The organism is Nostoc sp. (assembly GCF_036916985.1).
Classification (GTDB): Bacteria; Cyanobacteriota; Cyanobacteriia; order Cyanobacteriales; family Nostocaceae; genus Nostoc.
This window is the reverse complement of the sequence record NZ_JBALFD010000087.1, coordinates 1-9,395: the sequence shown is the minus strand read 5'-3', so window position 1 is coordinate 9,395 and position 9,395 is coordinate 1. Positions and strand designations below refer to the sequence as shown.

10 protein-coding genes are annotated in these 9,395 nt (G+C 42.5%); 9 read left to right on the top strand and 1 reads right to left on the bottom strand.

Going from position 1 to position 9,395, the window contains the following annotated elements:
• Positions 1-634: 634 nt before the first annotated feature.
• Positions 635-835, bottom strand: a complete 201-nt coding sequence (locus V7L07_RS28510) for an IS1-like element transposase (RefSeq protein WP_335062481.1) — start codon at positions 833-835, stop codon at positions 635-637.
• A gap of 92 nt (positions 836-927) precedes the next feature.
• Between V7L07_RS28510 and nifH the strand changes: the two genes are divergently transcribed.
• The 9 genes from nifH to V7L07_RS28465 all read left to right on the top strand — a co-directional run bounded on the left by nifH (position 928) and on the right by V7L07_RS28465 (position 9,268).
• On the top strand, positions 928-1,827 hold the full coding sequence (gene nifH, locus V7L07_RS28505; protein WP_335062479.1) for a nitrogenase iron protein: 900 nt from the start codon (positions 928-930) through the stop codon (positions 1,825-1,827).
• A gap of 166 nt (positions 1,828-1,993) precedes the next feature.
• Positions 1,994-2,380 carry a hypothetical protein gene (locus V7L07_RS28500; protein WP_335062477.1) on the top strand — a complete coding sequence of 129 codons (387 nt, stop codon included), beginning with the start codon at positions 1,994-1,996 and terminating at the stop codon, positions 2,378-2,380.
• A 399-nt stretch (positions 2,381-2,779) separates the two neighbouring features.
• Positions 2,780-4,063 (top strand): substrate-binding domain-containing protein, encoded by a 1,284-nt coding sequence (locus tag V7L07_RS28495; protein ID WP_335062475.1) that lies wholly within the window; start codon positions 2,780-2,782, stop codon positions 4,061-4,063.
• A gap of 363 nt (positions 4,064-4,426) precedes the next feature.
• Positions 4,427-5,545: a homocitrate synthase gene (nifV, locus tag V7L07_RS28490; protein WP_335062473.1), complete on the top strand. Its 1,119-nt coding sequence runs from the start codon at positions 4,427-4,429 to the stop codon at positions 5,543-5,545.
• 118 nt (positions 5,546-5,663) lie between these two features.
• Positions 5,664-5,861, top strand: a complete 198-nt coding sequence (locus V7L07_RS28485) for a hypothetical protein (protein ID WP_335062471.1) — start codon at positions 5,664-5,666, stop codon at positions 5,859-5,861.
• 339 nt (positions 5,862-6,200) lie between these two features.
• Entirely contained in the window at positions 6,201-6,911 is a 711-nt protein-coding gene (locus tag V7L07_RS28480) for a 2OG-Fe(II) oxygenase (protein WP_335062469.1), read from the top strand.
• A 163-nt stretch (positions 6,912-7,074) separates the two neighbouring features.
• The gene (locus V7L07_RS28475) at positions 7,075-7,896 is read left to right on the top strand and encodes an NADPH-dependent oxidoreductase (protein ID WP_335062468.1); all 822 of its coding nucleotides are present in this window, start codon (positions 7,075-7,077) and stop codon (positions 7,894-7,896) included.
• A 531-nt stretch (positions 7,897-8,427) separates the two neighbouring features.
• Positions 8,428-8,655, top strand: coding sequence for a hypothetical protein (locus V7L07_RS28470; protein WP_335062466.1), 228 nt, complete (start codon positions 8,428-8,430; stop codon positions 8,653-8,655).
• A 133-nt stretch (positions 8,656-8,788) separates the two neighbouring features.
• On the top strand, positions 8,789-9,268 hold the full coding sequence (locus V7L07_RS28465) for a phosphate-starvation-inducible PsiE family protein (RefSeq protein WP_335062464.1): 480 nt from the start codon (positions 8,789-8,791) through the stop codon (positions 9,266-9,268).
• The last annotated feature ends 127 nt before the right edge of the window (positions 9,269-9,395 follow it).

The following is a 9,395-nucleotide window of genomic DNA, read 5'->3' as shown; positions in this document are numbered from 1 at the left end:
ATTAATAATAGTAATCTTGATAACAATAACGCGAATTAATATTGGAAAATGGAAATAAAACCAGTTTATAATAGACAGTTCTGTCTAGTTTTTAAGCGACTTTAATCCTTTTATATATAAGACTTTTACTAAAGTAAATAGACAGACTGTTCTAACTATATATAAGAGCATTAATGATTTAATTGCTATCCTGATTCTGGATGCTTCAGTTGGATAAATCGGCGATATTTGCTCAGATCAAAACAATAGAAAAAACGCAATTGTTTGCTTTTAAGCTTTCTAGCTAATGAGTAATTGTAACCACGAATACTGTTTGTAAATTAGTTTGTCAGCGCAAGTAAATTGGCCAGATGTATGATATTCTTTATTTATAGGGAATCTAATACCAGAATAAAAACTCCTTAGATTCCTTTGAAGTGAGTATCAGCCAGCCTCATCAGTTATTGGTGATGGCATAACGTTAATCGAAGTGGAGCAAAACCGCCTAAAAATCGGTTTTTCGTTTGGCGAAGCCATTACCATAGCGTAGGCTGGACTGATTTTTTTATGTATCTTCTTTGCAGCGAAAATAATACTTGTCTTGCTGTGATGAAGTAAAAATTCTCATGCACCTGCCGTATCTATGGAAGTTTTTTTAATTTTTGGTGACAGGATTGTCACTAATTTTTAGCACCCTTGTTGTATCTCGCATCCCACTAATATTTACTGCCATATCTGTAAGAAGTTGTTTAATTTCTAGCAAATAACTGCAATATTTATAGTGCTGAATAGACGGCTGATGTCCACTATCTAACAGCATCAATGCAGTTACAAGCTGGGTAGTAAGTACTTTCAAGAATTACAACTTCAATTTGATTCGATACTCTGCTTGATTACACCATAATCTGGGAGCCGAATTAATAAGTCTGCGCCATTATTGAGGTTTTTATGCGGAAAATCGCTATTTATGGAAGAGGGGGAGTTGGCAAGTCCACAACAACTCAAAATGTAGTGGCTGGACTCACTGATCTGGATCGTAAGGTGATGGTTGTAGGGTGTGACTCAAAAGCAGACTCCACCCGGCTCCTCTTGGGGGGATTCCACCAGAAGATTGTACTTGATACGTTGCGTAAAGAAGAAGATGATGATGTGAATATAGAAGACTTCCGCCAGGTGGGATGGGGGAAGACGCTGTGTGTGGAATCGGGTGGGCCGGAACCTGGTGTGGGATGTGCAGGTAGAGGCATTCTGACATCAATTGGGTTGCTGGAACAACTTGGTGCTTATGATGATGCAGTTAGACTTGATTATACATTTTATGACGGTCTGGGTGACGTGGTATGCGGTGGATTTGTCATGCCCATTCGTGAACGTAAAGCTCAAGAAGTTTACATCATTACTTCTGGGGAAATTATGGCAATGTATACCGTCAACAACATCTGCCGAAGTATTCAAAAGTATGCGCCGATATGCGGTATACGTCTAGGAGGATTGATTTGCAACTCTCGCCAAGTCGATGAGGAAGATGATTTGATCAAAGCTCTGGCAGAGAAACTGGGGACTCAAATGATCTACTCTATACCCAGAGACAATATGGTGCAGCAAGCAGAGTTCCACCGCAAGACGGTGATTGAGTATGCTCCTGAGTGTGAACAGGCGCAGCACTATCGCAACCTGGCAATGGCAATTGACCAGAATACAGATTTTGTCACTCCGAAATCTATGTCTAACGAGCAGCTAGAGGAACTGCTGGTACAGTTTGGGTTGTTTAGACACCTCCAAACATTAGGTATCACCTCAAGCTCCACAAGGGTTGCAGATTCATTTTCGGAGATGCCTCTTGAATAGGACGATGCAGTAGGGGTTATCCCTCATACAAAGTGTCTGGAGCAATTGGCAATCTCTGACTCGAAAAAGCAGAAAAAACTGCGTAAACTTCTTAACACCATTTGAGAAATCGGCGTTCTGAACCACGCCAAAATTCGTCTACCTCATTGAAGGAGGAGAACTCATTATGTTGACCGAAGAGGTTTTAGTCCAAAAATTTATCACCGTAGTCAAGAAACGCTGTGCCAAAGTAGGTGAGTTGCTCCAGTACTGCCACGTCGAACTCGTAAACTCTTACTGGGGCTGTCCTCCAAAACTCATACAACATTTTGTTGTTTATTATCCTAATATGTTGTTTGCCTCAATTAATGACAACAAAGATGTTTTCAGAGGCGTTGCTCAAGATTTGGGGATATGTCAGGCTGTTTGCATAAATGCCACACGCATTATTCGCGATCCCGCCTCAAAGTTGAAGGAAAAGAACCCGATCTTATGGTTGGAACTCCAGTGGGTGGCGGTACCAACTAAAAAAGGCAATTGGCATTTAGATCAGGACTTACCGCACTCAGACTAAGTTTTCTGTTGGTGACGTAGTAGTCCACCACACCAACTTTGATGGGTGAATAAGTTCGTAGTTAGGACTTTAGTCCTTAATTTGAGCGCTAAAGCGCTTACTACAAACCAAGCATTGTTGACTTGGCGGACTAGTAGTTTGGCACTGTAGGCATCGCCTTGCTTGGCAGATGATGAAAAGGCGATGCCGACGGCAGCAAGCTACGCTAAATTGCTAAATAGTATCCAAAAAGGCAAGTATATTAGCGATATGTATGCTATGCTTGCAGCAAGTAAGTGAGATTGTCAAAACATCAATATGTCTTTCAACAAAAACGGCAAACACTAGAAAACCTTGCGATTGACCCAACAAATTTAAGTTTGTCCACTGCGGCTTTTTCTAACGGAGAGATACAGCCTCATGAAACTGGATGTGAATCTTTGTAATAACCTGAAGTCAATTAGAACTCGCTTGGGCATGAGTCAACAAGAATTAGCTAATATAGCTGGCGTAACTCGTCAGAGTATTGGTGGTGTGGAATTAGGGCAATATGCTCCTTCTGTTGCTATGTCTCTACGTTTAGCTAAGGCGCTTGGTTGCCAAGTCGAGGACTTATTCTGGTTTGAAGAAGATTTACCAGAAGTTGAGGCAATTCTTGCGGGATCAGTCCCTAAGCAAGAGCAATCACGAGTTAGTCTAGCGCGGGTTGGGAATCAATGGATAGCTTATCCCCTCGTTGGGAATGATGCTTTTCGGATCGAAATGATTCCAGCTGATGGTGAGACGCTTGCAGTGATCTACCCTGATGCTGGGGTTGGCGCAAGCAGTAGCGACGTAGGAGCGTCATCCGTAAGGGTAAAAGAGGTAACTGGCATCAGCAAATTGCCGTTAGCGTCAGAAGTAGCTAGTAATGAGCGTCAATCGGAGGGTGAAGCACAGAGCCAAAACGGTACAAATAAAGTCCTGGTTCGGCTTCTGGATGATATAGACAAACTACACAATACAGTTGTGATTGCTGGCTGTACACCTGTGCTTTCCCTCTTGGCAAGAGCAACTGAACGTTGGCATCCGCAATTGCGAATTCATTATCGTTTTGCCCACAGCAAGGCGGCATTACGTAGTCTATGCCAAGGTGAAGTTCATATTGCAGGAATGCACTTATACGATCCCAAAACTAGAGAACATAACATCCCCTTTGTACGGGAAGCCTTAAGAGGTAAGAGTGCCGTTTTGATTACCCTTGGAGTTTGGGAAGAAGGTTTGTTAGTCCCACCAGGAAACCCAAGGGGAATTAAAACAGTTTCCGACTTAGTAGAATTTGGAGCAACTATTGTCACTCATGAAGCGGGTTCTGGCGGTCAGATGCTTTTAGAACGGAAACTCCAAGAAGAAGGAGTGCCATTTCCGAGTGTGAAAGGATTTACCCATATCGTCCACAGCCATCAAGATGTTGCCTTATCTGTAGTGTCAGGAATGGCTGATGCCGGGATCAGTACAGCATCTATAGCTGCTGCCTTTGGGTTGGGATTTATCCCCCTTCATAGTGCGCGATACGACTTAGTGATTATTAAAGAATACTTGGAAGAAGAACCAGTAAAACAGTTCCTCAGTATCTTGGGACATCAGCTAGTGCGATCGCAATTAGAGATCCTCGGCGGCTATGACACTAGCAAGATTGGGGAAGTTGTAGCAAATATTTCGTAATTCGTAATTATTACCCTACGGCTAAGAAATATGTCTTTTAGTTTCCACAACTCAAGTTAGCTGCTCTGTCTTTCAATTACGAATTACTCAAGCAAATCAAAATCACCGAATTTTAGATTTTAAATTTTGGATTTTGGATTGAATAATTCAAAATTTAAAATTTAAAAAGGTCTGTTCGCGTAGCGTCTCGTAGAGAAGCCCCCGAATTTAAACGCGAGAACAAATCTAAAATCCAAAATTCTTGATTGTTCGCGCAGCGTCCCGTAGGGAAGAAAGAGCATTCATCCATAGGGTCAATCTAAAATCCAAAATCCAAAATTGAGTCACCCAACAAGTTAGCCAATGATGAATCATGACTTCACTATGAACAAACATCCCGTTCAGATTAACGATACAACCTTGCGAGATGGCGAACAAGCCGCAGGTGTAGCCTTTAATGTTGAAGAAAAAATTGCGATCGCAACTTTTCTTGATGCTATTGGTGTTCCAGAATTGGAAATTGGCGTGCCGGCAATGGGGCAAGAAGAAGCAGAATCGATCCGAGCGATCGCTAATCTGGGATTAAATGCCCAATTACTTGGCTGGAACCGTGCTAAATTGTCCGATATTCAGGCATCTATAGATTGTGGTTTGGAACGGGTGCATATTTCCGTTCCTGTCTCAGAAATTCAGATTGCCGCCAAGTTTGGGGGTAAGCAACAGGTAATGCTGGATCTGCTGCGTGATGCGATTAATTTCGCTTGCGATCGCGGTTTAGCTGTATCTGTTGGTGGAGAAGATTCTTCCAGAGCCGATGAATCTTTCCTACTAGATGTGGCGTATTATGCTCAAGAGTTGGGAGCTTTCCGGTTTCGCTTCTGTGACACTGTAGGAATTCTCGACCCTCTGACTACTTTCAGCAAAGTTCGCTCCCTTGTGCATCATCTATTCATTCCTATAGAAATGCACACACATAATGATTTTGGGCTGGCAATGGCCAACTCCCTAGCTGGTATTGAAGCAGGGGCGCTATCAGTCAACACTACAGTCAACGGGATTGGCGAACGCGCAGGTAATGCGGCGTTGGAAGAAATGGTGATGGCACTCAAACACCTCTACAACATCCCAACGGGTATTAATACAAAACGGTTACTGGAACTGTCACGGTTAGTTGCGAAAGCTGCTAACTGGCCAGTTCCTCCTTGGAAAGCGATCGTCGGTGAAAATACTTTTGCACACGAGTCGGGCATTCATGCTCATGGTGTGTTGCAAAATCCCGGTACTTACGAACCCTTTGCACCAGAAGATGTTGGCTGGGAACGTCGCTTAGTAGTAGGCAAACATTCCGGTCGGCATCTGATCATCAGTGTGCTGCAAGAACATGGAATCATACTCAGTCAGCCAGAAATTCAATCAGTGCTGGATGCTGTAAAGCATGAGTCAGTAAAAGTTAAGCGCAGTCTCACGGTTGAAGAACTCCTGAGTTTTGTTCCCCAAAGGTGAACTTATAGGGGAATGGGGAGTCGGGAAGGTTAAGAAAGTATCACAATTCCGTCTCTGGTTAACGAGCGCAGTTATTGTACCAACTGCTAGAATACTACCAATATTGTTGGTAGTAGCTATGCCAAGAAAAGAGCAGGGATGGATCACTTTTCAATTGTCTCCAGAAGAACGGCAACTTCTAGAGCATTACTGCAAGCGGTTCCGACGCGCTAAGACTGATGTTTTGCGCTCCCTGTTGCGTAGTCTCCAAACAAAATCACTCAAACAGCAGGAAAAGCAGTTTGATTCTGGGGAGGTTGATCTTGACCTACTTTGAGCAGTGGTGAAGAATCGCTATCGGGAAAGTCAGTTGTTTTGTAGCCAAACAAATTTGTAATGGGGTTGGTGATCCCTCTGAAATTGTAAAAAAGCGTTCAAGTTCAAAAGTTGAATATGACAAATCCTACAAAATTATTGCGATCGGGATGGGGGATCTGGGACTGGGTACTGGGTACTGGGTACTAGGTATTGGGTACTGGGCAAGAAAATATGAATCAGGTTTGCTTGGGATCTAAATTCCCATCTAAATCTTCCCAGTCCCCAGTCCCTAGTTCAATGCCACTTGATGTCCAGGGTAATCATGATTGGTTAATTCTACTAAAGCGTTTTTTCTACCATGCTTAATTTTGATTCCATTCGTGCCACAGCAATGCAAAAAGTCCCATACAATTGGGCTTTGATCAAAAACCTGCTTTCACCAGAAGCCAGCTTAGAACTAACTGCGAGTTTTCCCCATGAAGAGTTTCGCCTGTCGGAGGGAGAGGGATATGGATACTCTTGGGGAAAGATGCTTGCTACTAGCGAGGATATTTCCTTAATGCTCAAATCTAGCGATAATCGCTGGCGAGAGCGGATGGCACAAGGCAGACTTACTTATGACTTGAGACACCTGAGTAAAGTCTGGCGACAGTTGATAGAAGGATTGTGGACAGATTCTTACCGCGCAGCCATAGCCGAAATGTCTGGGTTGGAACTAAAAGACTGTGTAATGGATATTGGATTTCGCCGGTATAGCTCAGGACAGTTGCATCACCCTCATACAGACGAGCCGAACAAAGTTTTAACTCATCTGCTATTTTTCAATCAACAATGGTCTGTAGAGTGGGGAGGCTGTTTGCGAATTCTCAAAGACTCACAACCGGAATCTGTCTTTCAAGATATTCTACCCCTTAGTGATTCCTCAGTTGCGATCGCCCGTTCTGACAATTCTTGGCATACGGTAACTCCGCTGACTTGCCCTGCATCTGAGTCTCGGCTAGCCTTACGAGTTGCTTTTTTTCGGAACGATCGTCTTTCAGATTTTGGAGAAACCCAGCTAGCTGCATAGCAATCAAACAATTTTGGATTTTAGATTTGCAATTTTGGATTGAAAAAGACCATTGGGTACTTGGCCAAAAAACTTTTTAATCCCAAATCCAAAATCGGTACGTTTTTCGTCGTTAGTAATCCCTCTGAAATCGTCAAAAAGTGTTCAAATTCAAAAGCTGACTATGACTAATCCTACAGAACTACTGCGATCGCGCTACGGTGAAGTTCCCTTCAATCACGAAATTGACTGGAACGATTCTCTAGAAACGCTAATAGCTCACCGTTCAGTCCGGTCTTATCTATCTGATCCTTTACCACCAGGAACCCTAGAATGGCTAGTTGCAGCTGCTCAATCTGCTCCTAGTTCAGCTAATATGCAAACCTGGAGTGTAGTAGCAGTTGAAGATCAAGAGCGCAAAGCCGAATTATGCAGGCTGGCTAATAACCAAGTATGGATTAACCAGGCTCCTGTATTCTTCATTTGGTTAGCAGATTTAGGTCGTCTGGCTCATGTTGCTGACAGTCGCGGACTAACTCCCGTAGCTCTGGATTACGTAGAACTGTTAGTTAAAGCAATAGTCGATGCTTCAGTCGCAGCGCAAAATGCGATTGTCGCTGCTGAATCTGTTGGTTTAGGAACGGTGTATATCGGCGCAATCCGCAAAAGCACTCAAGAGGTAGCCACATTATTGAATTTGCCACCTTTTGTGTTCCCTGTGTTTGGGTTGTGTGTGGGTTATCCCAATCCTGAAGCACAACCTGTTGTTAAGCCGCGCCTACCTCAGCCAGCTGTATTCCATCGGGAAACCTATAAATTAGCAGAGCAAGATGAAGCGATCGCTCACTATAATGATATCATGAAAGAGTTCTACACTGAACAAAAGATGAATGTCGCTGGTGATTGGTCGCAACATTCAGCCGAGCGAATAGCCACTTTAGACTATTTAAAAGGGTGTAAAGATTTGCGTGAGACTCTGAATAACTTCGGCTTCAAGTTGTTATAAAAGGAGTCAACAGCCAGAAGACACAGAGAACTCTAAACATCCACCCTACCTCTAGTAGTTTGTCAATAAATAATTGATGGATAGGTTTCCTGTAGAGACGGCGATTTATCGCGTCTCTTTAACCATCAAAATTAATTTGACAGACCACTAGATCCCCGACTTCTTAAAGAAGTCGGGGATCTGAACACCACTAACCTTAAGTAAACTACACGCTACAGCGACCAGAGGATAACTTCTGATATCTGCACCAAAGCTTAAAGACTCAAAACCCTACACTTCAGTCTCCAAAGATGATTTCGGTGCGTAAAGACTCGCTAACTTGTCAGATATAGCAATATCTCCTGCTTGAAACCTTTGTACGAATTTGGGGAATCTTAAGGCATTTAAGCAGTCAACAGGCGAACAATTTAACTGGTATTCCAGCAAGCTTTATCTTTCAAAAAAGGGCTGAACTGTAAGAATTGCTCTTTGACTGAGAATTGCTGATCAAAAATGTAGAATTAACCCGCGAAACCAAAGGAGCTTCAAACAATGAATAATCTATCTACCAAAGACCTCAACAGACTACGCTCTCAAAGCAAAATAATTGTTAGTCGAGTGGAGATTTTCATCGAAACTTACTTATCAGAAACCTCCCTTGATGAGAATCTGGTTAACGAAACCTTAGAAGAGATCATCAAGGCTGCGAATAACTTAACAACCGCAGCATCAAAGATGAAAACCGCCGAAACAGTCCATAAACTCAACGGTTCCAAATAGTTTAATAGGGCTGAGTTAAACCCCATAGCTAAATGGGGATTGAATACAGTTCCAAGTGCTGAGTAATCGATGCTAGATACTCAGCACTATTTGAGTTATGGAGATAAATGAATCTAATCTATTAGGAAATACCATGCTAAAGGGGATAACTTTAAGTTTCAATAACTGGTTACAAAGAAATACAATTGTACGTAATCTGGAATTTTTTCAAGACTTTATTATCATTTCTCTCTGCCTTGGTTTATTCTGTGTAATGCTCATCCGACTGGGAGATATGTTCTTCTCCTTTTTGAGTCCATTAGATTTACGACAAGTAACATCTGATATCCTGTTCATTTTGATTTTAGTAGAGTTGTTCCGCCTGTTAATTGACCATCTACAACAACAGCGAACATCTGTTACCGCAGCAGTAGAAATTACTATTGTTTCTGCTTTAAGAGAGGTGATTTTACGCGGTGTACTAGAAATTCACCGCGATCAAATTTATGGAATAGCTTTATTTCTGATGGTTTTAACAGTAATTATGGTGGCTTTACCTTGGATATCTCGTTTTCTTGAAAAGGTCAAAACTACTAACTCAGAAACAGCAGAAGAAAACGCAACTATGGGCTAATACGGTTCAGTTAAGCCGTAAAAATAAATTTGCGTAGCGACTGTCTTGAATGTCAAGTGCGAGCGTTAAGAAAAAACCGCGACTGTGAACATTGACGCAACTGGGGAACGCTGCGCTAGATTCGGTG

Bases quoted from the DNA above. Each gene is read 5' to 3' on its own strand.
- nifH (WP_335062479.1), top strand. From the start codon at position 928: ATGCGGAAAATCGCTATTTATGGAAGAGGGGGAGTTGGCAAGTCCACA.
- V7L07_RS28500 (WP_335062477.1), top strand. From the start codon at position 1,994: ATGTTGACCGAAGAGGTTTTAGTCCAAAAATTTATCACCGTAGTCAAG.
- V7L07_RS28495 (WP_335062475.1), top strand. From the start codon at position 2,780: ATGAAACTGGATGTGAATCTTTGTAATAACCTGAAGTCAATTAGAACT.
- nifV (WP_335062473.1), top strand. From the start codon at position 4,427: ATGAACAAACATCCCGTTCAGATTAACGATACAACCTTGCGAGATGGC.
- V7L07_RS28485 (WP_335062471.1), top strand. From the start codon at position 5,664: ATGCCAAGAAAAGAGCAGGGATGGATCACTTTTCAATTGTCTCCAGAA.
- V7L07_RS28480 (WP_335062469.1), top strand. From the start codon at position 6,201: ATGCTTAATTTTGATTCCATTCGTGCCACAGCAATGCAAAAAGTCCCA.
- V7L07_RS28475 (WP_335062468.1), top strand. From the start codon at position 7,075: ATGACTAATCCTACAGAACTACTGCGATCGCGCTACGGTGAAGTTCCC.
- V7L07_RS28470 (WP_335062466.1), top strand. From the start codon at position 8,428: ATGAATAATCTATCTACCAAAGACCTCAACAGACTACGCTCTCAAAGC.
- V7L07_RS28465 (WP_335062464.1), top strand. From the start codon at position 8,789: ATGCTAAAGGGGATAACTTTAAGTTTCAATAACTGGTTACAAAGAAAT.